At 62.7% G+C, this 25,332-nt stretch carries 26 protein-coding genes and 3 pseudogenes; 13 read left to right on the top strand and 16 right to left on the bottom strand.

The features are described 5' to 3' along the window. Positions 1-9: 9 nt before the first annotated feature. From AC5ZG1_RS37590 to AC5ZG1_RS37550, 9 genes are all read right to left on the bottom strand, one after another. Positions 10-1,485, bottom strand: coding sequence for a hydroxymethylglutaryl-CoA synthase family protein (locus AC5ZG1_RS37590; RefSeq protein ID WP_496135911.1), 1,476 nt, complete (start codon positions 1,483-1,485; stop codon positions 10-12). After that, positions 1,482-2,408, bottom strand: a complete 927-nt coding sequence (locus AC5ZG1_RS37585) for an alpha/beta hydrolase (protein ID WP_496135910.1) — start codon at positions 2,406-2,408, stop codon at positions 1,482-1,484. Before AC5ZG1_RS37585 ends, AC5ZG1_RS37590 begins: the two co-directional genes overlap by 4 nt. After that, the gene (locus AC5ZG1_RS37580; RefSeq protein WP_496135909.1) at positions 2,405-3,145 is read right to left on the bottom strand and encodes an SDR family NAD(P)-dependent oxidoreductase; all 741 of its coding nucleotides are present in this window, start codon (positions 3,143-3,145) and stop codon (positions 2,405-2,407) included. Before AC5ZG1_RS37580 ends, AC5ZG1_RS37585 begins: the two co-directional genes overlap by 4 nt. A 4-nt stretch (positions 3,146-3,149) precedes the next feature. Further along, complete coding sequence (locus AC5ZG1_RS37575) at positions 3,150-3,974, bottom strand: enoyl-CoA hydratase/isomerase family protein (protein ID WP_496135908.1); 825 nt, start codon at positions 3,972-3,974, stop codon at positions 3,150-3,152. A 249-nt stretch (positions 3,975-4,223) separates the two neighbouring features. Next, positions 4,224-5,390 carry a CaiB/BaiF CoA transferase family protein gene (locus AC5ZG1_RS37570; protein WP_496135907.1) on the bottom strand — a complete coding sequence of 389 codons (1,167 nt, stop codon included), beginning with the start codon at positions 5,388-5,390 and terminating at the stop codon, positions 4,224-4,226. A gap of 72 nt (positions 5,391-5,462) precedes the next feature. Further along, on the bottom strand, positions 5,463-6,617 hold the full coding sequence (locus tag AC5ZG1_RS37565) for an acyl-CoA dehydrogenase family protein (RefSeq protein WP_130226813.1): 1,155 nt from the start codon (positions 6,615-6,617) through the stop codon (positions 5,463-5,465). A 145-nt stretch (positions 6,618-6,762) separates the two neighbouring features. Next, a complete protein-coding gene (locus AC5ZG1_RS37560; protein ID WP_496135906.1) occupies positions 6,763-7,257 on the bottom strand; it encodes a hypothetical protein in 495 nt (164 codons plus the stop codon). Continuing rightward, entirely contained in the window at positions 7,254-8,330 is a 1,077-nt protein-coding gene (locus AC5ZG1_RS37555) for a phosphotransferase family protein (RefSeq protein WP_496135929.1), read from the bottom strand. The genes AC5ZG1_RS37560 and AC5ZG1_RS37555 overlap by 4 nt, the downstream gene beginning before the upstream one ends. After that, positions 8,330-9,883 carry an acyl-CoA synthetase gene (locus AC5ZG1_RS37550; RefSeq protein WP_496135905.1) on the bottom strand — a complete coding sequence of 518 codons (1,554 nt, stop codon included), beginning with the start codon at positions 9,881-9,883 and terminating at the stop codon, positions 8,330-8,332. The genes AC5ZG1_RS37555 and AC5ZG1_RS37550 overlap by 1 nt, the downstream gene beginning before the upstream one ends. A gap of 262 nt (positions 9,884-10,145) precedes the next feature. Here AC5ZG1_RS37550 and AC5ZG1_RS37545 point away from each other — a divergent pair, with 262 nt between their 5' ends. From AC5ZG1_RS37545 to AC5ZG1_RS37530, 4 genes are all read left to right on the top strand, one after another. Then, complete coding sequence (locus AC5ZG1_RS37545) at positions 10,146-11,375, top strand: ABC transporter substrate-binding protein (protein ID WP_496135904.1); 1,230 nt, start codon at positions 10,146-10,148, stop codon at positions 11,373-11,375. Positions 11,376-11,421: 46 nt separating this feature from the next. Next, positions 11,422-12,537 carry an Rv3169 family protein gene (locus AC5ZG1_RS37540; RefSeq protein ID WP_496135903.1) on the top strand — a complete coding sequence of 372 codons (1,116 nt, stop codon included), beginning with the start codon at positions 11,422-11,424 and terminating at the stop codon, positions 12,535-12,537. Between the two features lie 132 nt (positions 12,538-12,669). Beyond that, positions 12,670-13,566: an acyl-CoA thioesterase gene (locus AC5ZG1_RS37535; RefSeq protein WP_165435284.1), complete on the top strand. Its 897-nt coding sequence runs from the start codon at positions 12,670-12,672 to the stop codon at positions 13,564-13,566. Positions 13,567-13,894: 328 nt separating this feature from the next. Then, positions 13,895-14,167, top strand: coding sequence for a hypothetical protein (locus AC5ZG1_RS37530; protein WP_496135902.1), 273 nt, complete (start codon positions 13,895-13,897; stop codon positions 14,165-14,167). A 368-nt stretch (positions 14,168-14,535) separates the two neighbouring features. On the opposite strand, the gene AC5ZG1_RS37525 is transcribed toward AC5ZG1_RS37530, so the two are convergent. The 3 genes from AC5ZG1_RS37525 to AC5ZG1_RS37515 form a co-directional block, all read right to left on the bottom strand. Further along, positions 14,536-15,423 carry a tripartite tricarboxylate transporter substrate-binding protein gene (locus AC5ZG1_RS37525; RefSeq protein WP_496135928.1) on the bottom strand — a complete coding sequence of 296 codons (888 nt, stop codon included), beginning with the start codon at positions 15,421-15,423 and terminating at the stop codon, positions 14,536-14,538. Positions 15,424-15,700: 277 nt separating this feature from the next. Further along, complete coding sequence (locus tag AC5ZG1_RS37520) at positions 15,701-16,813, bottom strand: isocitrate/isopropylmalate dehydrogenase family protein (protein WP_496135901.1); 1,113 nt, start codon at positions 16,811-16,813, stop codon at positions 15,701-15,703. Between the two features lie 23 nt (positions 16,814-16,836). Next, on the bottom strand, positions 16,837-17,460 hold the full coding sequence (locus AC5ZG1_RS37515; RefSeq protein ID WP_496135900.1) for a GntR family transcriptional regulator: 624 nt from the start codon (positions 17,458-17,460) through the stop codon (positions 16,837-16,839). 365 nt (positions 17,461-17,825) lie between these two features. On the opposite strand from AC5ZG1_RS37515, the gene AC5ZG1_RS37510 reads away from it, so the two are divergent. From AC5ZG1_RS37510 to AC5ZG1_RS37490, 5 genes and pseudogenes are all read left to right on the top strand, one after another. Next, a complete protein-coding gene (locus AC5ZG1_RS37510) occupies positions 17,826-18,728 on the top strand; it encodes a LysR family transcriptional regulator (RefSeq protein WP_496135899.1) in 903 nt (300 codons plus the stop codon). 101 nt (positions 18,729-18,829) lie between these two features. Beyond that, positions 18,830-19,081 (top strand): annotated as a pseudogene (locus tag AC5ZG1_RS37505) (NAD(P)-binding domain-containing protein); the annotation flags it as partial. A gap of 49 nt (positions 19,082-19,130) precedes the next feature. Beyond that, on the top strand, positions 19,131-19,529 hold the full coding sequence (locus AC5ZG1_RS37500) for an NAD-binding protein (protein WP_496135898.1): 399 nt from the start codon (positions 19,131-19,133) through the stop codon (positions 19,527-19,529). A 30-nt stretch (positions 19,530-19,559) separates the two neighbouring features. Beyond that, on the top strand, positions 19,560-20,441 hold the full coding sequence (locus tag AC5ZG1_RS37495; protein WP_496135897.1) for a dihydroxy-acid dehydratase domain-containing protein: 882 nt from the start codon (positions 19,560-19,562) through the stop codon (positions 20,439-20,441). Next, positions 20,441-21,796, top strand: a complete 1,356-nt coding sequence (locus tag AC5ZG1_RS37490; RefSeq protein ID WP_496135896.1) for an NAD(P)H-dependent oxidoreductase — start codon at positions 20,441-20,443, stop codon at positions 21,794-21,796. The genes AC5ZG1_RS37495 and AC5ZG1_RS37490 overlap by 1 nt, the downstream gene beginning before the upstream one ends. A 276-nt stretch (positions 21,797-22,072) precedes the next feature. Here AC5ZG1_RS37490 and AC5ZG1_RS37485 read toward each other — a convergent pair. Further along, a pseudogene (locus AC5ZG1_RS37485) lies at positions 22,073-22,394 on the bottom strand (ISL3 family transposase); the annotation flags it as partial. A 233-nt stretch (positions 22,395-22,627) separates the two neighbouring features. On the opposite strand from AC5ZG1_RS37485, the gene AC5ZG1_RS37480 reads away from it, so the two are divergent. The 4 genes from AC5ZG1_RS37480 (at position 22,628) to AC5ZG1_RS37465 (ending at position 24,241) form a co-directional block, all read left to right on the top strand. Further along, a complete protein-coding gene (locus AC5ZG1_RS37480) occupies positions 22,628-22,810 on the top strand; it encodes a hypothetical protein (protein WP_496135895.1) in 183 nt (60 codons plus the stop codon). After that, complete coding sequence (locus AC5ZG1_RS37475; protein WP_496135894.1) at positions 22,807-22,983, top strand: hypothetical protein; 177 nt, start codon at positions 22,807-22,809, stop codon at positions 22,981-22,983. Before AC5ZG1_RS37480 ends, AC5ZG1_RS37475 begins: the two co-directional genes overlap by 4 nt. A 389-nt stretch (positions 22,984-23,372) precedes the next feature. Beyond that, positions 23,373-23,654, top strand: coding sequence for a TRAP transporter small permease (locus tag AC5ZG1_RS37470; protein ID WP_496135893.1), 282 nt, complete (start codon positions 23,373-23,375; stop codon positions 23,652-23,654). Beyond that, the gene (locus tag AC5ZG1_RS37465; RefSeq protein WP_496135892.1) at positions 23,606-24,241 is read left to right on the top strand and encodes a hypothetical protein; all 636 of its coding nucleotides are present in this window, start codon (positions 23,606-23,608) and stop codon (positions 24,239-24,241) included. The genes AC5ZG1_RS37470 and AC5ZG1_RS37465 overlap by 49 nt, the downstream gene beginning before the upstream one ends. Here AC5ZG1_RS37465 and AC5ZG1_RS37460 read toward each other — a convergent pair. From AC5ZG1_RS37460 to AC5ZG1_RS37450, 3 genes and pseudogenes are all read right to left on the bottom strand, one after another. After that, the gene (locus AC5ZG1_RS37460) at positions 24,216-24,638 is read right to left on the bottom strand and encodes a type II toxin-antitoxin system VapC family toxin (protein ID WP_130226796.1); all 423 of its coding nucleotides are present in this window, start codon (positions 24,636-24,638) and stop codon (positions 24,216-24,218) included. The two genes, AC5ZG1_RS37465 and AC5ZG1_RS37460, sit on opposite strands and share 26 nt — an antisense overlap. Then, positions 24,635-24,889 carry a FitA-like ribbon-helix-helix domain-containing protein gene (locus tag AC5ZG1_RS37455; RefSeq protein ID WP_130226832.1) on the bottom strand — a complete coding sequence of 85 codons (255 nt, stop codon included), beginning with the start codon at positions 24,887-24,889 and terminating at the stop codon, positions 24,635-24,637. The genes AC5ZG1_RS37460 and AC5ZG1_RS37455 overlap by 4 nt, the downstream gene beginning before the upstream one ends. A 72-nt stretch (positions 24,890-24,961) precedes the next feature. Beyond that, positions 24,962-25,231, bottom strand: a pseudogene (locus AC5ZG1_RS37450) (hypothetical protein); the annotation flags it as partial. Between the last annotated feature and the right edge of the window lie 101 nt (positions 25,232-25,332).

Raw genomic sequence — 25,332 nt, 5'->3', positions numbered from 1 at the left:
CCTGCTCCTTCAATTGCCGTTCGTGATCGCGCCCGATGCGTCGCGCGCCGGCGTTGCCTTCCAGAAATACCGCGTGTAGCCGCGGACCGTGTCGACGTCCTTGATCCTGAAGACCATCTCCATCGCCGTTCCGGAATCGACTTCGCCGACGTCGAGATCGGTGAAATCCATCAGGATGCGGCCGCCGCCCTCGAAGTCGATCTGACCGTAGTGATGCGGCGGCGATGGATGGTAGGAGAGATATTCCGCCGACCAGCTCAGGATGTGGGCCGCCCGGTCTGCGAGCTTGTAAGGCTCCTGCGTGTCCTGCAGCGGCGCGCCGGGATCATAGGATAGGCGCGATGGCGGAAAGTGGACGCTGCCGGTGACGCGGCACTTGCCGGCTACGAGGCCAAGCAGCGCCGTGCGGTTGCGCCATGCCGTGCTGAGCGCGGTCTTGCGGTCCTGCTCGCCGCGCATTCCGCGCTCGAGCTGGAGCTGGCCGCCGAACGAGAGAAAGCGGGTATAGTTGCGGTCTTCCTTGCCGCGCGAGAGCCAGCTCGAAACGCCGCGCACGGGCCTGAAGCCTGTGATCAGCGGTGTGGTCCGCAGCACGATCGCCTGGGCTCCGCTGCCGAACTGCGTGAGCACGATGATCTGGCCGGGCTGCGCGCGTTCGAGAACATGCGCAAGCATGATGAGCCCGTGCGCCGCGCCGCAGTCGCCGATGCGCTCCATCATGGACGGTGCGATTGCGTTACCGCGCACGCCGCAGGCCTTGGCGACCTGCGCATCCATGCGCGAGAACGACGTCGGAAAAATGAAGTGATCGACCTTGTCGGCGGTGACCCCCGCTTCCTTCAAGGCTGCGGCCACCACGCGCGGCACGAGCTTGCTGATGCCCTCTTCGCGGACCCAGCGTTCTTCCCACTGGTAGTCGATCTCCGAGCCTGTTGCACGGAAATGGTCGACGAAATCGACCGACAGCGTCGCGGATCCGACCAGTTCCGCGAGCACATTGTTGCGGCCGATCAGGAGTGCTGCCGCGCCATCGCCATAGTCCAGCTCCTGCGTGCTCGCCGCACGCGTCCTGCGCCGGTCGGCGGCCAGTACGAGGACATCGCCCTTATAAGTGTTGCTGCGCGCGATCGCCTGCGAAATGGCGGAGAGGGCCACGCGCTGCGTTCCCCCGAGATCGGTGGCCTCGACCGTATCGTCGAGCGTCAGCGCGCCGGAAACGATCGCCGAATTCAGCCGCTCCGCGAACGGCGGCGTGTTGGTGGCGAGGAGAACGCAACGAACGTGAGATCGGTCCTCCGATGGTCCCAGACAGTCGCGTGCCGCCGCGACCGCCATGGTGACGCTGTCCTCGTCCCAGTTGGCAAAGGCGCGCTCGCCCTTCTGGCTCGCGAACTGCGGAGCGTACCAGGCGTTCGCCTGAGCTACGGCCTCGCGTGAGAGACGAAGGCGGGGGATGTAGCCCCCGAACGCGGTGATTCCGATCATGGAGGGTTGCTTCCTGTCTGTACGCTCACGAGATGAGTCGCAATGAATTTGCCGCCGGCTGCCACCGCCTCGCGGGCCTCGGGCAAGTGGTCCGGGAATTGCTGGAAGACGTGAATCATGCCGGGCCAGATCTCCGAGCGGACGGAAGCACCGGCCGCGTTGGCGCGTGCCGCAAAGTCCTCGGTGTCGCTGACAAGCGTTTCGCGCGCGCCGACCTGCATCAGCATCGGAGGCAGCGCGCGCATGATCTCCGCGCTCGCAAGCAGGGGTGACAGCCGCGGATCCTCGGTGCTCACGTCGGGTCCGAGCGCGCCGCGCGCCATCGCAAGGATCATCGGACGCTGGTGGATCGGATCGAGCGCGGCGCGCGACTGGTAGCTCTCGCCCGATGCGGTGAGGTCGGTCCATGCCGACATCAGATAGGCTGCGGCCGGAGATGGTTTACCCTGCTGCAGGCGCGCAACTATCGTCCCTAGAGCCAACGCAGCGCCGGCGGAATCTCCCGCCAGCGCGATACGATCGACGGGAAGGCCCGACTTCTCCAGCCATTCGAGGACCGTGATCGCATCATCGAGCGCGGCCGGCAGCGGATGCTCGGGCGCCAGACGATAGTCCACCGCGAGAACCTGGATTCCGGCCTCCGCCGCCAGTCGCGCGATGATCTCCCTGTGAGACGTCGGCGAGCCAACGCGGAAGCCGCCGCCATGAAGATAGACGATCGCCGCATCCTGGCGGGCCGCAGCGGGTCGAACCCACTCGCAGGCAACCGCATCGGCCTGCACCGGCTCGATCGTCGCGGAGACAGAGGAGCTGAAGAGCTGATCCCAATCGGCACGCATTTGCGAAACGGGCGTGTCACGTCGCCAGCGCGAATAGACGCCGCGCACCCGATCGATGACGTCCTCGACGGGATCGCGGCTCACGCTCCGCACCCCATGCCGCCGGACGCGCCCAGCACCTCGCCCGTCACGTAGCCCGCATCAGCCGATGCAAGGAAGGCGATGACGGCAGCGACTTCCTGCGGCGTGCCGAGGCGCCCGACCAGCGTCGCCGAGGTCATCGCCGTCATCAGCTTCTCTCCGCCGTCCTGGACCGCACGCCGCAGCATCGGCGTGTCGATCGGTCCGGGCGCGACGACATTCGCCGTCACTCCCATGCGTCCGTTCTCACGCGCGATCGAGCGCGTGAAGGCGATGACGCCGCCCTTGGCCGCGGCATAGACAGAGCCGCCCCTGGAGCCCAGCCGGCCGGCTTCGGAGGCCACGTTGACGATGCGCCCGTAACGCGCCTGCTGCATTCCCGGCAGGACCGCATGAGTCGTGTTGAGCACCGCGCCGAGATTGAGCGCGATCAGGCGCGCCCAATCCTTCGGTTCCGTCTGCGTGAAGAAAGCATGCTGATCGGCGCCGGCGCTGTTGACGAGAATATCGAACGGATCGCTGTGCGCGAGCGCGGCCGATACCGCGGCGTGGTCGGTCAGGTCCACCGCGACGAATGTCGCGCCGATGTCGCCGGAGATCCGCGCGCCGTTGGCTGCATCGATGTCCGCGATCAGCACGTCCGCGCCGGTCGCCACAAGCCGAGCGGCGGTCGCCGCGCCGATGCCGCTTGCACCACCTGCGACCAGAGCCCGCCGCCGCTTGACGTTGTCAGCCGCCATCGCCTCAGCGCCCCGTGAATTTCGGCTTGCGCTTCTCGATGACGGCAGCGAGGCCCTCGCGCGCGTCCGCCATGCCTGAGAGAACCTCCTGTGCCTGGTTCTCCTCAGGCATGGCTGCTTCTACTCCCTCACCGAGGCCGTTCCAGAGCAGACGCTTGGTGTTTGCGAGCGCCGCCGGCGCACCTGCGGCGAGTGTTCGCGCCAGCTCCCATGCCTGATCGAGCAATGCCGCGTCGGGCACCATGCGCGTGATGAGCCCCATCTCGAGCGCCTGCGCCGCGTCAATGACCGGGTTGAGCATCAGGATTTCCATCGCGCGGCGCAGACCGACCAGATGGGTCAGCGTCACGCTGACTCCGGCGTCCGGAACCATGGCCACGCGCGTTGCGCCTGCAATGAATTTTGCCGATTGTGCGGCGACGACGAAGTCGGATGCGCACACCAGACCCATGCCGCCACCGCCGGCCGCATAGCCGTGAACCGCCGACACTACCGGCGCTTTCAATCGGATCAGGCCGGTCGCAACCAGTCGAAGATACGCGGTCGCGACGCGAATATAGGCAGGCAAATCCGTGCCCTTGGCGAGGAAGGCGTGGACGTCGCCGCCGGCGCAGAAGTTCGTGCCCTCACCTGTCACGAGCACGGCGCGCACGCGGTCGTCGCCATGCAGCAGCATGATCACGCGATGAAGCTCGGAGAGAAGCTCGACGTTGAGACCATTGGCCTGGTCCGGTCGATTGAGTTTCACATGGGCAACGCCGTCCTTGTGCAATTCTGCAAGGACGGGACCGTCAGCACTGAGGACGTGGTGCTCTGCAATCTCTATCATGACGCGTTCCCTCAAACCCTGGACATGGTCGCGGTCGCATGACGACCGGCTGTTATGAATTAATAGTCCGGCCATCCGGTTTATGTCAACGCTGAACGAGACTTCACGGATGGTATTTGGCTTGCGCGAGAAAGCTGCGGCGGTCTCCCGGCTCTCTCGCTCTCAAGATTTCCTCGATCTTTGTCCGGATCAGACCAGACCAACAACCGGCGTCTCAAACTCAGACAACGTTGCGCGGACAAAGCATGCTCAAGTTCCGTCAGTAGGCTGATAGGCTGCGCCGTTTCGCAGGAGATCCTCGATGGCGCCGGTCTCATAGCCGACCTCGCGCAGGATCACGCTCGTGTCGCGGCCCGTTGCCGGGGCTGGAGCAGGCAGCCCTCCCTTGGTGCTTTCAAATCGCGGCCCCGGCGCCGGTTGCGAACCGGCCTCCGTCATCGCGAATGTTGCGCGGGCGACATTGTGCGGATGAAGCGGCGCCTCGTTCATCGAGAGCACGGGCGTCACGCACGCATCCGTCCCGTCGAACCGCGCCACCCAGTCGGCACGGGTCTTGGAGCGGAACACGGCGGCGAGCTTGTCGCGCAGCGCCGGCCACGCCTCCGCGCGCCACTGGTCCTTGAAGGCGGGATCGCCGATGCCGCAAATATCGAGCAGGCTGCGATAGAATTGCGGCTCGATCGCCCCCACTGCGACGAACTTGCCATCGGCGCATTCGTAGGTGCCGTAGAAATGCGCGGCCCCATCGAGGAAGTTGGCGCCGCGCTGATCGCACCAATAGCCCTTCGCCGCCATGCCGTAGATCGGAGCCATCAGCAGCGCCGCGCCGTCGGCCATCGCCGCGTCGATCACCTGTCCACGTCCGGTCGCCGTCGCTGCGACAATGGCGGCCACCACGCCGAACGCAAGCAGCATTCCTCCGCCGCCGTAGTCCCCGACCAGGTTCAGCGGTGGTGGAGGCGGCCTGTCGTCCGAGCCCATGGCGTGCAGCGCGCCGCTGAGCCCGATGTAGTTGATGTCATGGCCCGCCATATTCGCGTAGGGACCGTGCTGGCCCCAGCCGGTCATCCGTCCATAGACAAGGCGCGGATTGCGGGCGAGGCAGACCTCCGGACCGAGCCCCATGCGTTCGGTCACGCCCGGGCGAAAGCCTTCGATCAGCACGTCGGCGCGTTCGATGAGGCGGAGCGCCGCCTGCACGCCGGCAGGCTGCTTCAGATCGAGCGCAAGCGATTGGCGGCCGCGGTCGACGAAGCCGTCGTTGCGGAACAGGCCGTCGGCCGCGCTGCCGCGGACCGGCGGCCGATCGACCCGGATCACACGCGCGCCGGCATCCGCAAGCATCATGCAAGCGAACGGGCCCGGACCTATTCCTGCGAGCTCCACCACGGTCAAGCTAGATAGCGGACCCGACATTCGCCCTCCCTAACCACATTGCGACTTCGCGGACAGGCGCTATGAGACCGCGCCCACTACACGCCGCCCGCCTCACATGCGCTTGGCGACTTCCTCGAGCATGACCTCGGTGGCGCCGCCGCCGATGGTCAGGATGCGCGCATCCCTCACCATCCGCTCGATCGGGGTTCCCGACATGTAGCCGATCCCGCCATGGAGCTGCAGGCAGGTGTGCACCACCTCCTGCAATGTCTCTCCCGCGAGCGCCTTCAGCATGGAAACTTCGCGAACGACGTCCTGGCCTTCGTCGACCATCTGCGCACACTGATAGGTCAGTGCGCGGACGCCGGCCGCCTTCGCCGCCATCCATGACAGCTTGTTGCGCACGACCGGCTGCTCCCACAGGGTCTTGCCGAACGCCTTGCGCTGACGCAGGTAGTCGAGGGTCACCTCGATCGCCTTGGAGCACGCGCCGGACACCAGCCCGCCGATGACGAGACGCTCGTTTTGGAACGTGCTCATGATGTAGTAGAACCCGCGGCCTTCCTCGCCGAGCAACGCGTCATGCGGGACCAGCGCGTCCTGGAAGAACAGTTCCGAAGTGTCCGAGCTCAGCCAGCCATGCTTGCGAAGCTTTCCGGAGATCGAGAAGCCCGGCGTGCCGCGCTCGACGATGAAGAGTGAAAGGCCGCGCGCGCCGCGGGCGTCCGGATCGGTCCGCGCCGCCACGACATAGATGTCGCCGAGCACGCCGTTGGTGATGAAGGTCTTCGAGCCGTTGATCACCCAGCCGGCGTCGGTCCGGGTGGCGCGGGTCTTGAGCCCGGCCACATCGGACCCCGCGTTGGGCTCCGTCACGCAGACGACGCCGACCTTCTCGCCGGCGCAGGCCGCAGGAAGATAGCGCGACTTCTGCGCCTCAGTGCCGCGATGCGCGATGTGAGAGATCGACATGTCCGAATGGACGGTCAGCGAGCTCGCCACGCCGCCGAAGGACGAGCGCGAGAGCTCCTCGGCCAGGATCACCGACGACAGCGCGCCAAGGCCGCCGCCGCCGTACTCGACGGGATGGCGCATGCCGAGCACGCCGAGCGAGCCGAGGTCGCGGAACACCTGCCGGGGAATCTCGCCGGTCTGTTCCCAATCTTCCGCCTCCGGGACGATGCGCTCCTCGACATATCTGCGGATTTGGGATCTCACGAGGACCAGTTCCTCGTCCAGCATCGCAGGTTCGGCAAATTCAAACATGGTCTTCTTCCTCGGGATGCGCAGGCCAGAGCCGACGGTCATTAATAAACCGACGCGTCGGATTTGCAATAGTTCTGGTCCAATGCGGCCCTGTGGCGCAGGCGCGACGCAGGATGCAACCAGACGCGCGGCCGCGACGCTGCTGTCAGGCGCCTTCCTCGCCCGTGGCAATCTGATGCAGCATGGATTTCGGCGTCATCGCGAGCTCGACCTTGAGCTGCTCGCAGATCGATCGGCGCAGGAACAGTTCGATCTCGCGTGCAACTGCGGGATCCGCCGTCCTGGCATCTTCGCTGCTTGCCCAGAACAGGAGCTCGCCCAGGATGCGATCCCCATCGTCACGCAGGGCCTCGACGGCCGCGGAATCGGCTGTGGCGCCTTCCGCGCGCGGCAAAGCCGGGATCGGGGGATGCCTCATCTTGCCCGCCAGCCGTCCGACTTCGGCGAGAGCGGCGTCCTGGACGCGCACCTGTTCCAGCAACGGGCCGGCTTTCCAATCCGCCGTGAGCTTCAGCCCGTTCAGAGCGAAGATGGTGGAGGATATCTGGCCCCGCACGAATTCGTCACCACTTCTCGGAAGCACGTGGCTTCGCAACGCTTCGATCATGCCGTCAATCAATCGGTCGAAGGATGCACTCATACCGCGGCCTCGAGCGCCCGGTCGAAGGCTCGCACGATCGAAGCCATCTGACTCGCCATCACGGCCATGCGCATGTCGTTGAACTTGTCCACCTCGAAGGCTCGAACGGCGCGCATTTGGATTGCCGCCGCCTGGTACAGGGCGAATGCCTCGTAATATGCTAGGCTTTTCTCGGAAATCTGCACACCGGAGGCACGCTGATAGCGTTCAATCACTTCGTTGCGCTCCACGACGCCATAGAGCTTCCTGCTTCGGCCATTGAACGTAGGCATCAGCGCCCAAGCCAGATCCTCATGAGGATCGCCGAGATGAACAAGTTCCCAATCGAGAATGGCAGTGATCCGCTGCTCGCGCTCAAGGAAATTTCCGATCCTGTAGTCGCCATGCACAATCGTCCGACGTGGCGGCGAGGGACAGTTGTCGAGCAGCCATCGCCCGCCCCAATCGAGCAGCGGATAGTAGCGCGCGGTCGGACGCGCGAGCGACGCGCACCAGCCGGCGATGGCACGGACCTCGTCGCGTTCGCCGCTCTCCGCATGCAAGGACGCAAGCTCGGTCCCGCGCCAGTCGAGCCGGTGCAGTTCGCCCAGGATCGAGATGAATTGGCCTGCGATGTCGCGCCGATGCTCTTCGCTCAGCTTGCTTCCGGCCCAGGGCGCGGGCACATCGCCTTCGACGTGCTCGCAGACGAAGAACGGACAGCCGAGCGCCGTTCCTTCCTGATCGAACGACACAAGCCCGGGAACAGGGACCTGCGTTCCGTTCAGCGATTGCAACGCATGGACCTGAGGCAGCACCGAATAGGGCGCGAACAGGCCGTTCGGTGGCCCGACCCGCAAGATCAGCCGGCGACTGGCTCCCGCTCCTGCCCGAGCACCGAAGCTGTAGGTGATCCAGGAAAAGCCGGACGACTTGCGCTCAAGGCCTTCGATCTCGACCTCGCTGCCCAACTCTTGTCGGAGATGCCGTTCCAGCGCGGACAGCACTGTAGGCTCGTCGAAGACGATGGCCGCTCGGGCGGAATCTTGCGTCGATTGCGCGGTTCGTTCCTTCTGCGTCACGGCGACCTGCATCAATTCACCGACCTCCTATACCCGCGCCATTTTTCCTCGCGTAGCGCGGACTTCATGATCTTGCCCGAGCCGGTTAGCGGCAGCGGCTCACGCCTGATTTCGACCGAACGCGGGCATTTGTAGCCGGCAATCAACGTCCGGCAATGCGCAATCACGGTTTCCGCGTCGAGCGTGAGCCCGTCTTTCGGCACGACGATCGCGTGAACAGCCTCGCCCCATTGCGGGTCAGGCACGGCGATGACGGCGCATTCCCTGACATGCTCGTGCTGGAAAATCGCATTCTCGACCTCGCCGGAGTAGACGTTTTCTCCGCCCGAGACGATCATGTCCTTGATGCGGTCGACGATATAGACGAAGCCGTCCTCGTCCATCCAGGCGCCGTCGCCAGTGTGCAACCATCCATTGCGAAGGACGCGCGCAGATTCCGCGGGCTTGCGCCAGTAGCCGAGCATGACGCCGGCGCCGCGGATCGCGATCTCTCCGACGGTCCCGCGCGGCACTTCCCTGCCTGCGTCGTCGACGATGCGGATCTCAACACCGGGCGCCGCGCGACCGGCCGATTTCCGCTTCGCCGCCAGGGGCCCCTCGAGCGCGTGATACTCCCAGGGCAGGATGGTCGCCAGAGCCGCGCTTTCGGTCATGCCATAGCCCTGGTGAAAGCGCCAACCCGGCAGCACCTGCATCAGCTTGATGAGAAGCGCGTCCGGCATCGGCGAGGCGCCATATTCGCAATCCTTGACGCTCGAAAGATCATATCGCCCGAACGTAGGATGGTTGAGCAGCATGTTGAGCATCGTCGGCACGAACAGGCAGTAATCCACACGGTGCTCGGCGATCGCCTTCATCGCAAGCTCCGGCTCGAATTTGGGAATGAGGACATGGGTCCCGCCGATCAGTGTCAGGGCGACCATCGGCGAGGCGCCGGCAAGATGGAACATGCCCGCCGAATGAAGATAGCGGGTGTCCTCCTTGAATCGGAGTGCGTAGATCCACACCAGCGATTCATAGATGATGTTGGCATGCGACAGCATGACTCCCTTGGGGAAGCCTGTCGTTCCGCCCGTGTAGAAAATTCCGGCGAGGTCATTGTCGGCGCCAGATGCGTCCTCCATCGGATCCTCGGCTGCGAGCTCGTCGTAGCTCAGCATGTTATTCGGCGGGCGCCCCTCATCCATGAAGACGACGGAGGCGAGCAGCCTTGACTCCTGCAACGCCGTAGCAGTCTCCGCAAATGCGGAATCCACCAGGAGAATTCTAGGCTCGGAATCGTTGAGCGCATAGGCATTTTCGGCAACGGCCCAGCGCGTATTCAGCGGCACTGCGACTGCTCCGGCCCACGCGATAGCATAGAGCGCCTCGATATAGAGATCGCTGTTGAACGCCAGGATGGCGATGCGATCGCCGGGCTCGATCCCCAATCGGCGAAAGCCGGCGGCGGCGCCCGCGACCCGGCGGCAGATCTCCTTCCACGTCCGCGACCTGCCGCCGCAGATGGTGCCGACATTATCTCTGCGCAACTGTGCCGCCGAAGTCAGGGCCTGAGTAAGCTTCATGTTTCCTCCGTCAGGGCGATATTGCTCGCCCGTTTTTCCGTGCGCGATCTTTTGAATGGTCTGCGCTGTCGCAACGGCACCACGAAATGATCCCGTCGCGCAATTGCGTCCTCCCTCGTCGCGCATCTCCAAAAAAAAGTTGATAATCCGTCCGGACGGTCTATTATTGCATGACGGCTTCGGCAGGTAAAGCGTCGAGAGAACGCAGGCCGCGGGCCGTCAGATGGTTCATCGAACGTGACGACATGGGATGGAGGAGACGATGCGAAGGGAAAGGGCAATCCTTACATTGACCGCGTGGACACTCGCGCTCTGCTGCAGCATCGGCGCAGCAACTGCGCAGAAGGCCTACGGGCCCGGTGTCAGCGACAGCGAAATCAAGCTTGGTGCCAACGCGCCCTACAGCGGCCCGGCATCGATCTATGCGAGCTTCCCGCGGACCATGCTCGCCTACTTTGCGGTGTTGAACGAGAAAGGCGGAATCAGGGGGCGGCAGATCAATTACGTGACCCGCGATGACGCCTACAGCCCGCCGAAGACGGTCGAGGTGACGAGATCGCTCGTCGAGAACGAGCAGGTCCTCGCCATCATGGCGCCGTTCGGCACGCCCACCAATGCTGCGATCCAGAAATATCTCAATTCGAAGGGCGTTCCCCAGCTCCTCGTGCAGAGCGGCGGCACGCGGTGGAACGACCCGAAGCAATTCCCCTGGACCACGCCCTACTCGCCGACCTACGTCAACGAGTCGCGCATCATCGCGCGTTACATCCTGCAGACCAAACCGGAGGCCAAGGTCGGCGTCCTCATGCAGGCCGACGACATCGGAAAGGACTTCCTGCTCGGCCTGAAGCAAGGGCTTGGCACGAAGACCGACAAGATGATCGTGAAGGAGGAATCTTATCAATCGACCGAGCCGACGATCGATTCGCAGATCGTCAATCTGAAGGCGTCCGGCGCCGACACGGTTCTGATCGCGGCCCAGAACAAGTTCGCCTCAATGGCGATCCGCAAGATCTACGAATTGGGCTGGAAGCCGCAGATCTTCCTCGGCTCGACGGCCAACTCGATCAGCGGCGTGCTGATCCCGGCTGGGCTCGATGCCTCCACCGGCGTCCTCACCACCACATCCTACAAGACCCCGAACGATCCGAGCTGGGCCAATGACAAGGGAATGACGGACTATCTCGCCTTTACCGCGAAATATCTGCCGGGAATGGATCCCAACGACGTGATTGCCGTGACGGCATACACGACGGCGCAGTTGGGTGCGATCATCATCGAGCGCTGCGGCGACGAACTCACCCGCGAGAACGTGCTGAAGCAGGCCACCAATCTGAAGGGGATCGAGCTGCCGATGCTGTTGCCGGGAATTTCGATCCAGACGACACCCGATGACTATGCCGCGATCACGGAGCGCCAGTTCGCGCGTTTCGACGGCAAGACCTGGGTGCTGTTCGGCGACATTCTCGGCGCAGGACCGGGCAAAGACTGAGCCGGGGCGATCAATTCACGTCGAAATCGAAGCAAGGACAAGAACAATGCTGACAGCCCAGGACGACCTTATTGGCCATCAGACGCCGGCGCCATTTGCAACAGCCAGCGTGGGCGACGTACGCTTCACCGAACGCTATTGGTATACGGCCCATCCGATCGACGGCAGCGAGCTCCTTCTGGACATCGGGCTCGGCTATTATCCGAACCGTCGCGTGATGGACGGCTTCGCCGGCGTGACCATCGGCCGCAAGCAGCACAATTTTCGTGCCTCGCGCCGGCTCGGCACGCGCCCTCTGGAGACGTCGGTCGGAGGCCTGAAGATCGAGATCGTCGAGGGCATGAACCTGCACCGGCTCACGCTCGCCGATAATCCGTCCGGCATCAGCTTCGCGCTCGAATTCATGGCAAGCTTCCCGCCGGCGCAGGAGAAGCAGAACTATCGCGAGCGCGAGGGCGTCGTCGAGGAGGATCTCGCCCGGGTCTCGCAGTTCGGGCGCTGGCGCGGCTGGATCGCGGTCGACGGCAGGCGCTTTGAGGTAACACCGGAGACCTGGTGGGGGCAGCGCGACCGCTCCTGGGGCCTTCGCTCGGAGATGCGCACCGACGAGACGCGGCCGCCGGTCGCCACACACCGCAATTTCTTCTGGACCTGGTCGATGTTCCAGTTCGAACGATCGGCGCTGTCGGTCTTCGTGAAAGAGCGAGCGCCCGGCAAAGCGCACTACCTCTCGGGCACCGAATTCCGCCGCGAAGCCGACGGCTCGATCTCGCATCGCGACGTGACCGCATTCGAGCACGCTATCGAATGGAATGACGACAAGCTCGGTCAGACCATTGCCGCCGCCGATCTCACCTTCAAGTTCGATCGCGGCGAGCCCCGCCATGTCCGGATGGTCGGCCTGCGGACCCGCTTCTATCTCAAGGCCGGCATGTATGGCGGCCTGAAGGGATGGACGCATGGCGATGATCGCGGCGAGCAGCACGCCGCGCACGATGTGTGGGACCTGGACGATGCCGCAACGCGCGCGACGGCCCGCACCCTGTCAGATCATGTCGTCAGACTCGATAGCGGCGGCGAGACTGGCTTCGGCATCAGCGAGTACGGCGTTGCCACAGGCTATCCGCTCTATCCGGCGCCGCAGAAATTCCCGGCGCTGTGACAACCAGGCACTTCCGCAGCGCGGCCTATTGAAGCGGCGCGAGCAACCACTTTCTCCCGAGAGAGACTTGGCGAGGACGGCTCTGCCGGCCTTGCCATCTTTTGTTCGATCTCGGTCACAAGGATGATGGCGATGCACGATGAGGCCTACGAGCCGTGGGACGAAGTCAACATCGAGGCCCTGGTTTCGCTCGAACCGACCGGACCGGGTCGCTACCGTAGCTGGTTCGGTGATGGCAATTTGAACGGGCGCTCCTACGGCGGCCAGATCCTCGGGCAGGCGATGATGGCCGCCACGCTGAGCGCTCCGGACGATCGACCCGCATCCCTGCTGCAACTCCTGTTCCTGCGCGGTGCCGATCCCGGCCAGCCGGTCGAGTTCGAGGTCAACTCCCTCCAGGATGGCAAGCGGTTCTCGTCCCGCCATGTCCTTGGCGTCCAGGGTGACGGCCGTCTGGTGCTGGATGCCCATGCGACATTCTGCGCGCCACAGCCCGGGCCGCGACACGCAATCTCATCGTCGGCGTTAGCAGAAGACCCCGAGAGCCTGCCGGAATTGACGACGATTCCCGATGTCCTCATGCGGCAATTGCGGCCGCTCGGCCCCTACTCCCGCCATGTGAAGCCAAGCATGGACTTTCGCATTCCCGACATCGAACGGCAGCTCTCCGAAGCGACCGCGCAATCCCGCCTCAGATTCTGGCTGAGGGGACGGCAACCCCTAACCGCCGGCTCGCGGGCCCAGCAGGCCGTCTTTGCCTATCTCTCCGACTGGTGGCTCAATTTCAGCAGCGTCAGCGGCCACCTGCGCGACCTGCAATCGAAGGAGCCGCTCTATCTCTCGAGCCTCAACCACTGCATCTGGTTTCACCGCGCCTTCTCGCCCGATGGCTGGATGCATTTCGACACAGAGAGTCCCTGCGCCGAGGGAGGGCGCGGATTGTCCATCGCGCGTATCCATGATTTTACCGGAACGATGATTGCGACAACGATCCAGGAAACTCTCATGGTGCATCTAGCGGAGTCCTAAAGGCGAGCGACCCGCACCATCGTCTTCAAGGACTGAATCTAGCCCACTCGGGGCGAAACGCGGCGCCCCGCCTCAAATACAAAGGATCGGTCGGAGCCAAGCTCCAGCGCAAGATTACGCGCGCGAAGTTTCAGGTGAATCAAGACTTGCGTGCACAAATACCGTTTGACCACTCTCAAACGGTTTTTCTGGCTAGGTCATTGATTTGGCGGGCGCACCAGGGCTCGAACCTGGGACCCGCTGATTATCTTTGATCTTCTGGCGCGCCGGGAGATTGGCGCATTCCAGCCCGAGCCCGGCTGGGCTAAGGACTATAGCTTTTCGCCAGATGGCCAGACCGTTACGCTCGGCTATCACGACGGCGGACGCTTTACCGTATCGGACCGATGGGACATTTCTGGATCGCAACTTATGGCTGGCCAGCGGGCTTCATCTGCCCGGCGCGATCATCACCTCGTTCGGTCTCGCCATCGTCGAGGCGCCGGTCCAGTTCCTGGCCGGCGCGCGATGGGGTTTCCCTGCTCTGCTCGCCATCGTGATCCTGGTGCTCATCCGCCGGCCCGGCGGATTGTTCGGCCGGGTCGAAGTGCGGCGTCTGTGAGGTCCATGTGAAACGCGAAGATCTCGTCCATCTCCTGGTCTGTGAATAAGCGCCGAACTTTGACCCCTAAGGGCTTCCAACGTTGACCCTGCACGACATGAATTTTCCGGCGACGGTTCAAAGGTTTCGATATTATCGGCTGGGGTCAACCTTCGGCGCCGATAGGGGTCAAACAGCGCGCCGAATTACAGCGACAGGCAATCGCGAATTTTTCTGGAATAGGCCGCATTCGATCGGCGGCGGTCGGATGCGCGGCGATGATGTTCCGTAGAGGTTGATTTTCTGCTGACCGAACTTTCACCGAACACGCGGGCACCTTGCCATGGCCCCTGGGGCGGGTTCGTCGCAGCGGTGGTTATCAGCAAAACCTAGTCGGCGATGCTGATGCGAGCATCCGTGATGACCTTGGACCAGCGGTCAACTTCGGATGAAACGAGTTTCTTCAAGTAGGCCCGCGATTGATTTTCGCGTGCAGGAACGACGGCTCCCAGCTTCTCGAGACGATTGACCGTGTCCTGATCGGCCATGGCTTTCTTGTATGCGTCCTCCAGCTTGTCGATGATGTGGGCCGGGACGCCCTTCGGTGCGAAAACCGCCGTCCATGCATCTGCCTGATACGCTTTGAGGCCGCCTTCTTCGGACGTAGCGACGTCGGGCAGGACTTTCGACCTCTGCGAGGACGCGACGACGAAAGCCTTCACCGTGCCTGCCGAGACCTGCGGCGCGACGGTGATGACCTGATCGCAGGAGTAGTCGATCGCTCCGGACATGAGATCGGTCATCAATGGACCATTGCCGCGATAGGGCACTTCAGTTGGTTTGCTGCCGACCAGGATGTTGAGTAGGGCGCAAGTCAGATGGGCGTTCGAGCCGACGCCGGAGTGACCAACCTTGAGGTCCGCGCCTTTCTGCTTCATGAGCGCGATGAACTCCGGAAAGGTCGCGGCGGACAAATCTTTTCGAGCGAAAACGACGATCGGTGCGGACGCGGCGAGACCGATCGGTTCGAAGTCCGTACGTGGATCGTATTTGCGCTTCTCGTACAGCGCGAAAGATGAGGCGTGCGTGCCCATGTGCCCCGTGAGCAAGGTGTAGCCGTCGGGCGCTGCCTTCATCACACGGATCGATCCGGTCGTGCCGCCAGCACCGGCCACGTTCTCAATGATAATGGGCTTTCCCAACTGCTTGCTCATGCCTTCCGAGACGATCCGCGCGATCACGTCCGTGGCGCCGCCGGCGGCGAACGGCACGACCATCGTGATCGGCCGAGTGGGGAAGGAGCTCTCAGCGTAGGTCGCCGATGCCATCACTGAAATCAGAACCGAGAATCCGGCGGTCAGAATCGTCCTAACGATCATTTCTACCTCCCTTCTTTTTTGGTTTCGGCGGGGCGCAAATTGATCGCGTCCCCGCCGACCTTGTCAGGTCACACTAGGATAGGTTCTGGCGGTCAGAACTATTTTCTCGACATGGTCGCATTCGTCACCGGCGATGGCTGGTCCCAGTTAGTTGATCCGGCGCTTCCAGCCGACGTCAGGCGAGGGCCCGGATCGCCTCGGGCATGGCTGCGATGGTTGCGCGCGTCATCTCGGCGCACCCCGATCCACCCTTGAGTTCGATGGGGACGTTCCCGGCAGCGAAAGCGGCTTCGATGGCGCGCTCGATCAGACGTGCGCGCAACTCCAATCGCTGGTCCTCGTATTTGTCGGCCAGCCAATCCAACATCATTGCGCCCGAGAGGAACATGGCGCATGGGTTCGCCTTGCCCTGTCCGGCGATATCCGGCGCCGTCCCGTGTGCAGGCTGAAACAGTGCATGGTTATCGCCGATGTCCGCCGAGGGAGCCATTCCCATGCCGCCTACAAGCCCGGCAATGAGATCCGACAGAATGTCGCCGAACATGTTCTCGGTGACGATGACATCGACGGTCCAGGGCGCCTTGACAAGCGTGAGCGCCATCGCATCGACGTAGGCATGGTCGCTCGTGACGGCGGTGTGCGATGCCGCAACATCGTCGAACACCTTCCGAAAGAAGGCCATCGAGCTGAAGACGTTCGCCTTGTCCACGCAGGTGACGCGCGCTGATCCGCGGCGGTCCTTGCGGCGCTTTGCGAGCCGGAAGGCGTATTCGCTGACGCGCGCCGTCCCCTCGCGGGTGATCCGCATCGTATCCAGGGCCTCGCGATCCTCGATGACGGTACCTGTACCGCGTGCGTAAAAGAGGCCCTCAGTCTGTTCGCGGACGAGAACCAGATCGGTTTGGCGCGATCGGTCGTCGCTCAGGATTTGAGGCAAACCCGGAAACCAGCGTATAGGCCTGATCCCGGCATAGAGGTCGAATTCCATGCGCAGGTCGAGTTGCGGAATGATTTCGGTGCCATCGGGCAAGCGCACGTCCGGCCATCCCATCGCACCGAACAAGATCGCGTCGGCCGAGCGGCATGCGTCGATCGTGGATTTCGGCAATGCGTCGCCGCTCTCGAGGTAATATTGCGCTCCCGCATTATGCGTCGTGAGCCGAAGTTTAGGGCCCTCGGCGACGTTCTCGGTTGCCGCGAGCAGTTCGATGCAGGCCGCCGCGACCTCGCGTCCGATGCCGTCGCCCGGGAGAACCGCAATATCGAGCGTGTCGTTGTGTGTCGCCATGTCGAACCTCCAAGGTGGTGAATTCAAATCTGGTTCAGGCCCACTCGCGCCAGGAGAGCGAGCAACTCGCGGCCCGCGCGTTGCCTGTGAGACCTGTGAACGTTGTGCGCGGCTTCAGGATCACCTCGGCGGATTGCGTCCACGAGTGCAGAATGTTCTTCGGTCGATGCCGTGGGGATCGCGCGCATCCGTAAGGTCACCATGCGTGCCCGGTGAACTCGATCCATGAAGTTCAGGACCACGGCTTCGAGCTTCCGGTTGCCGCAAAGCGCGAGCAGAGCTTTGTGGAAATCCTCGTCGGCGCAAGCCCATGCGTCGAGATCTCCGGCCAAAAGCGCGCGCTCCATCGACGCCGTCGCGGAGACCAACCGGGCGAGGTCCTGCGTCGATAGTGAACGTTGCGCAGCGAGTCCGGCCGCAGTCGCCTCGAGCGAGGTCAGCACCTCATAGATCTCGCGCATGTCATCCGCAGAGACAGGCAGGACGCGCAGTCCGTGACGGGGAACGACGCGTACCAATTCCTCCTGCTGCAGCTTCATCATTGCCTCGCGCACAGGCGTCCGGCTCATCTTCAAGTGATCGGCAATTTCTTGCTCGGTGGCTTGGAATCCGGCGGGCCACGCGTTGTTGAGGATGAGGACGCGCATCGCCTTGTGCGCCGCATCCGAACGACTTGCGCGGGCCCTAGGCGTTGCGACTGTCGCTGAGTTTCCAGAACGAGGAATCCGGGCCCTCACCTTCGGAGCGGACTTGCCGCGGGTCTCGTGTGTTGTCGGCGCACGGCCGCGGCGTCCTGCTGATGTTCGAGACGAAGCCATTCGAGCCATCCGGTGTCTCTTTACCGTCACATTATGCATGCGATAACGTATACGTAACTGGTGAGTCCGGCAAGCCGCTCGAGGCGGTGGCTCCGGTGCCGGTTGAAACGAGGGCAGGTTTCCGCGAGAAAGCAGTCGACGGAGCCTCGACGTTACGAGGCGGTCTCCGCGTCCAAGGAAGCGTCTTCGCCCCAATGGCTCATCTCGATCTCATTTCATTGCGGTTGTTCGCTTCCGTGGTTGAGCACCGCAACATTGCTCAGGCCTCTCGCGCGAACAACATCGCTGCGTCGGCCGTCAGCAAGCGGGTGGCCGATCTCGAAGCACGCTTCGGCGTCGCATTGCTGTATCGGCTTCGCGACGGGATCGAGGTCACGCCGGCGGGCGAAGCGCTTTACAGATACGTGCAGAGCATCTCGCGAATTGCCGAGGACATGGATGCCGAACTGAGCGAGTTCTCGTCAGGCGCGAAAGGCCTGGTTCGGCTGTGGGCCAACACCTCGGCGGTGACCCAGTTTCTTCCGGAAGACCTCGCATCCTATGTGGCTCAGTATCCCGAGGTCCGCATCGATCTGCGCGAGGACACCAGCGACAGGATCGTACAGGCCGTCGGCCAAGGAACGGCGGATTTCGGCGTGATATCCGATCAGATAGACCACTCCTCGATCGAGACCCGTTTGTACCGGCGCGACACCTTGATGGTGATCGTGCCAAAGGGGCACGAGCTCGACGGCCGCGACAGCGTCCGCCTCGGTGAAACCGCGTCTTATCAGCATGTCGGGCTGCAGGCGGGCAGTTCGCTGCAGGCGAAGATCCTGACGGAGGCGAAGACTTCGGACATCGACATCCGGATGCGGGTGCAGGTGTTCGGTTTCGACGGCGTCCGCCCGATGGTCGAGGCCGGGCTTGGGGTCGCCGTCCTGCCGGAAGGAGCGGTATTGCCCTATATCGAGAAGGGCGAATTTGCGGCAATGAACCTCAATGAACCGTGGGCGCAACGCTCGCTGCTGGTGGGATATCGCGAATTCCGGTCGCTACCCGTCGTGGCCCGCGCCATGATCGAATGTTTCGCGCCTGGTGAAGTCCCTAGTCCGTAGCCATCGTGATTGGCGTTGGGCGGCGTTCCCATCCAGTGATGCAACGCTTCTTCCGGAAAAGCTAGGTTCGCCCAAAGGCGATCGTCACCGACGGGATAAGCATGATCGAACGAACCAAAATCGGCTTTGTCGGCCTTGGTCAGATGGGGCGCCACGTGGCGCGTAACCTGATGAAAGGCGGAGATCCGACCATCGTTTGCAACCGTAGTCGCGACACCTTCGCGTCATTCGAGAGGGCCGGGGCGAAAACGACCACCAATTATCTCGATCTAGCCTCCTGTTCGGTCGTCTTCCTGTGTCTGCCTGACACTGCGTCCGTTGACGGCATTCTGCTTGGAAGCAACGGCCTTGCGGCGAACCTCGCACTGGGATCGATCGTCATCGACCTCAGCACGAACTCGCATGCCGCCGCTGTTAATTCCATTCCGAATGGCCGCACCCGCCGAAGTCTTGCCGATGGCGGTGAAGCTCGGTCTCGATCCCGACCTCGTCGCCGAAGTCGTCAACGGCAGCACGGGCAAAAGCTACGCGTCGGAGGTCTTCGTGCCGAACAATCCCAAGGGCGAGTTTGAGTCGGGCTATCCAATGAAGGCTGCCTACAAGGACATGATCTGCGCCGCCACGTTGTCGGCCGAGCAGCGCATCCCACTTCCCGTTCTGGCCGCCGCGACTGCCACCTATCAGCAAGCACTGCAGCAGGGACACGGCAAACTCGACAAGGGCGCGATGATCCTTCCGAACGAAAAGCTCCTGCAGGTCGAATTCCGCAGCAGGGCGTCTCAGGAAAAGCGGAATGACTAAACCCAAGGGGCTCTACGTCGGCCTTACGAATTGCGGCGACATGGATTTTGCACGGTACCCGCGATCCAGGTCGTCACCGGGCCGATGTCCACGGGGCGGCACCGCGGCGAAAGACTGGGCGCCTGTACCGATTGTGGGCGTTATCGGGCAAAAATATGCGGTGGTGAAATCGATGCCGACGAGATCAACGTCGTCGAGGGACGCCTTGCGACGACCGCGGGCACCTGTGCGGTGATGGGAACGGCCAGCACGATGGCCTGCATCGCGGAAGTGCTCGGCATGATGCTTCCCGGCACGGCGGCGATCCCGGCGGTCAGCGCCGACCGCCTCGTGGCGGCCGAACAGAGCCGCCAGACAGCGGTCGCATTGATCGATCGCCCGGATCGGCCGCGCGAGATCATGACCAGACACTCCGTCCGGAATGCGCTGCGCGTGCTTATGGCGCTCGGCGGTTCGACCAACGCCGTGATTCATCTCGCTGCCATCGCCGGGCGGGCTGGCATCGGGATCGGAAATGACGAACTGAACGCTATCTCCGATCCGATCCCCGAGAAACTGGCTCGGCAGGGCGTCAAGGACATGGTCCGCATTTCGGATGCCAGCATGTCCAGAACGGCTTTTGGCACGATCGTGCTGCACGTCGCTCCGGAAGCCGCAATCGGCGGCCGTTTGGGGGCCGTTCGCACGGGAGATTGCATCCGGCTCTCGGTCGCGAACAAGAGGATCGCCCTTCTCGTTGACGACAGCGAAATCGCGCAGCCGCTGGCGTCCCATCGTCAGCCGAGCGTTCCGAAACGCGGATACGAAGCGCTGTATCGTCGAAGCGTATTGCAGGCCCCTCATGGCTGCGATTTCGATTTCCTCGTTGGGGACGTCGAAGGCGGCCAGGACAATCAATCGGAGACGTGCTGATGAACTTCTTCAAGATGTTGCAGACGCGGGAGGCCAATGGTCGGCCCATCCGCGTGGGTCTCATCGGTGCCGGAAAGTTCGGCTCGATGTACCTTGCCCAGGTACTGAAGACGCCGGGCGTTCATCTCGTCGGCATTGCGGACGTCGCTCCGGCACGTGCGATCGAGAACCTCGCCCGGGTCGGTTGGCCGTCCGAACGCCATGCAGCCAAATCGCTCGACGACGCGCTTGGCAATGGAACGACGTACCTGACGGATGATTGGCGCGCGGTCGTGGCCCGCCCCGAGATCGAGATCATCGTCGAATGCACCGGCAATCCGATTGCGGCGATCGAACACTGCCTCGTGGCGTTCGAACACGGCAAGGACGTGATCAATGTCACGGTGGAAGCCGATGCGTTCTGCGGGCCGATGCTCGCCAAGCGCGCGGAGGCCTCGAATGTCCTCTACAGCCTCGCCTACGGTGACCAGCCCGCGCTTACCTGTGAACTTGTCGATTGGGCACGCGCATGCGGCTTCCCAGTCGTGGCGGCAGGGCGCGGGCATAAATGGCTGCCTGCCTATCGCAAGTCGACCCCGGAGACGGTTTGGGACCATTGGGGCGTCACCGCGGAGCAGGCGGCGCTCGGCGGCATGAACCCGAAGATGTTCAACGCGTTTCTCGACGGCTCCAAGCCTGCGATCGAAAGCGCGGCGATCGCGAATGCGACCGGTCTTGATGTGGCCGATGACGGGCTGAGCTTCCCTCCGGGATCGGTCGATGACATTGCCGCGCTGATGCGGCCCAAGGCCGAAGGCGGCGTGTTGTCGCGCAAGGGACTCGTCGAGGTCGTGTCCAGCCTTCGCCCGGACGGGACGCCGATCCCCAACGATATCCGGAAGGGCGTCTGGGTGAGCTTCGAGGGCGACACCGAATACATCCGGAGATGCTTCAAGGAATATCAGGTGATCACCGATCCGAGCGGTCGCTACATGAGCTCCTACAAGAAGTGGCACCTGATCGGTCTGGAACTGGGCATCTCGGTTGCGTCGATCGGTCTGCGCCGCGAAGCGACCGGCGTGGCCACGGCCTTCAACGCCGATGCGGTCGCGACGGCCAAGCGCGATCTGAAGGCGGGGGAAGTGTTGGACGGCGAGGGCGGTTACACCGTGTTCGGCAAGCTCGTTCCGGCTCGAAAGTCGCTCGCAAGTGGATATCTGCCGCTGGGCTTGGCCCATGGCATCAAGTTGGTCCGCGACATCCGGTCGGACGAGCCGATCACCTGGCAGGACGTTTCGTGGGACACGAAGTTGCCAGCGTTTGCTCTCCGCAAAGAACTCGAAGCCACCTTTGCGAGGGCGAGCGCCGCAGAGTAGGCAAAGCCGAAATCTTTCCGGACAATGGATGCCCGAAAGCGGGCCATGACAACCATCACGGCCCGATTGCTGCACATATCGTGGCGAATGGCGTCGTTGCCGATTCCGTGTGCGGTCGATATCAAATTTGCCAACGTGGGTAGCGCGAGGCCTATTTCAAATGGTTGGCCGACCCTGCCAAATAGTGCGCTCCCGGAGGTGGTGATGAGCGCAGCGACAAACTCCACGACATTTCCTGTCATTCGGCTTGCAATACGGGCTCCGACGCAGCTCCGTTCATTCTGCGCCGATCAACCTGGCTTGAAGCAGATCGATTTTCCCGCGGCCGTACATTTGGTGTCTGACGAGCTTGTGGCGCGTGATCTGACCTTCAGTCTGTCCGTTGGACCAGGGCAAAGTGATTGCTGCTCGAACCGCCGCTTCATCTTTCGCGACGCCGCTGGCGAAACGAGACGACGAGGCTGGCGCGGGCGCGCTCGATCTATGGGATGAGGCCCGCCTCGATCTTGCGCCGGATCATCAGGTGGAATTCGGCGATGATCTCGCGTGCCTCGACCAGGCTTGGTACGCCGGCCTCGATTGTTATTCGGCGTAGGGTCCGGAGACCGATCGGCGTCTTAAGTGATTGATTGATCTCGCAAGCGTAGGGGTCAATGTTGGGCGCCGCTTCACACCCTGGCGCGCTGACAGGCGAAACGGTACCTGCTGGGCAAAGTGCGTCTCTCAAATTGATCGCCGCTGTCGCCGTTGGGTCTCCCTCACGAATCCGGGGGCCAACACACGTCTGCGCTAGTCTAGTATCCCTCAACCCGAGTACGGCCGGTAGGCCGGGTGATCCTGCTTCAAACGTTGGAGCAAATGCCCGAGGAAAGACGAGACGGCGAATGCATCGCGAAGCTTGCCATGTCCACTTTCGACTTTGAGCTTCACGCTGGAGCCGTCGTCCAGATCGAGGTCAATCGCGCGGAATTCCTGCTTGGCTTGGTATTCGGCGCGGGTCCCGACAATCGATGAATAAGACACGCCCTGGCTATGTCGGCCAGAAACAGCCCATTCTCACCGACGAAGGCGATCTCATCGGAGTCCTCTGCGATCGTCTGCACGCCGAGCACGGCCCCTATGCCGGTGGCGTTAGCCGTCAACCAGCCGTTTGCTTTCTCGACAAGATCCGGCCGCACGGCCGCTGATCGAAAGCCGTAGGAGTTTTTCAGGTACTTTTTGGTGCAGAATTGCACGTGATCGACTGGCATCTGTGGACTCTAGCTGACCGGCAGCACGATGATTTCAGTAGGGCCGATAGTTTCAATCCTAGCGCCGTAACGTAGCTCGAGAACGCGCAAAAGTCTGTCGTTTGTTATTGAGCCCTCGATGCATGAACGAAGCGCTCAATTAAAATGAGTTGCGAAGAAAGTTGTGGTCCTGTCCTAGCGCTCCAAGCTGAACGATCGTTTTTCGGTCGACGCATCCTGGAACATGTCGATATACTCGGCATGACGCAAGCCACTATGGCGCCCACGCGACGGTTCGCCAGCCTCGGCCCGAAGCAGTTCTCGTCGACGGGCTCGGCGCGTTGGTCTTGGCTTTGAACGTGATCGTGGTTCTGCTTTCGGTCTTCTACCGATATGCGCTCCACGAACCTATCGAATGGGCCGAAGAGGCCGCTCGCGTCCTTCTGATCGCTGTCACCCTCATCGGCGCGGCGGCCGCACTGCGGCGCGATCAACTGACCGGCATCGAGGCGTTGCTCGCGAAGTTGCCGGGCCATATTCACGATTACGGCAAGGCGTCGGTACCCTCATCACAGTTGTGGTGGCCGCGAACCTTGTGGTGCTCAGCATTCGGCTCGGCTATGCGGTGAGCGGCCAGGAAAGTCCCGGCGGCTACCCGCAGTGGATGTTCGTCTGTCCCGTCACCATCGGCGCAGCGGCAATGGCGGTGTTTGCCTTGGGCAAGGCAGCCTCAATTCCCATCCGGATCCTCGTCACGGTGCTGGTGCTTTCGGCAGTGGTCATGGCCATGGTCGTTTTGTTTTCAGGCAGTTCGGGCGGGGGACTGGCTCTTGGCGTGTTGGGAGTTTCCGCCTTCACGCAACTCCGCGTAATAGACTTCGCGCAGGAAGATGCGCTGATGCTCAGGGGCGAGAGCATCAAAGTAAGCGAGGTTCTCCTCTTCCTGCCTTCCTGTCTTCCTGCCTTCCTGCCCATAACGGGTCTTCAGCCAGCCAGCGAGCTCCTGCCTGTAGTTCTTCATCGCCTTGCCCGGCTGACCAGCCAGAGGCTTCGTTGGATCGGCGAGGTTCACAGGGTCGAGATAACGATCACGCACTCCGCCCCAGTTTGCGCCAGCCATGCCCGCAGCCATGACGATAGACGCGCCGGGACGGACGTCGCCGGGAACGTAAGCACCGAGCGAATGGAGGTCAGGCGCTTGTGTTCCAAGGATTGATGACAGAGATGCCTGCTGCATCGAATGCGCTGGCGTCGCGCGTCGCCACGATGAAGTCTCGCGATGCAGCGATCGCTGCGATGTAGCCATCGGGCGTCGGGAAGCCCTTGCCTGCGGCGCGAGCCCTGACTGCCAGATCAGCATACTGACGTGCGGCGTCAGTATCGAATGGCAAAATCCTGTCCGCGAACAACTCCATCAGGCCGTTAAGCGCCTCAGCCAACCTGTCCTTGCGCTTGCCGGGTGCAAGCGCGTTGATGCCGAAGAGCAACTCGGCGACGGTGACGCTCGATATGTAGATGGTTTCCGCGACTTGTTCATCCAGCCAACGAAGGACATCTGGATTCGGCTGCGGTTTCATCGCCTCCGAGACGACATTCGTATCGAGGACGATCATTCAAAGCTCATCGGCTCGGCAGGTTTCTTCTCGCGACCGCGCGTCAAGGCATCGAGGTCCTCATTCGTAAGCCCGATGCGGCGGCCGAGGTCAGTGAGTGCGGTACCCAATCGGACACGGCGTTCGGGACGGACGGCAGCTTCGAGGATTTCGCGCATCTCGGCCTCGGTACTGCGACCATGATGGGCCGCGCGCACCTTGAGAGCTCGGTGGGTCGCCTCGGAAAGATTTCGGATTGTGACAGCGGGCACGATGGCACCCCAAAATTGACGATGGCGTTGATAGCAATATATATAATTTGCTATCATTTTGCAAGTCGGACGGGGCGGCGCTTGCGCCGCATCGGTCTTGGGTGCGTAGTAGTAAGGATAGGCCGCAGCTCCTGCCACGGCAGCAGCCCCCACGGCGGCCGCTCCCGCATAGGCAGCGCCACGATAGAAAGCGCCGCGCCAAGCCGTCCGACGGGCAACGCCAGCAAAGGACAGCAGCGTGAGCGGTCGCCCAATGATGTCGATAAAGACCGATGCCGGTCCGTCAGCCCCCGCAAGGTCGCCCTCGAACACATCGACATCGAAAGTCAGCTTGTCGCCTTCGGCCCCGTCCGCCTTCCGCGACCCAGCTAAAGCGGAATGAAGTTAGCTTGAATCGATTTGGGATTCCCAAATCAGGCGGTTTCTGATTCACCATGCTGGCT

The sequence above is a fragment of the Bradyrhizobium sp. Leo78 genome, from assembly GCF_059512425.1.
The sequence above is the reverse complement of the archived record's forward strand: the minus strand, read 5'-3'. Positions and strand labels throughout refer to the sequence as shown.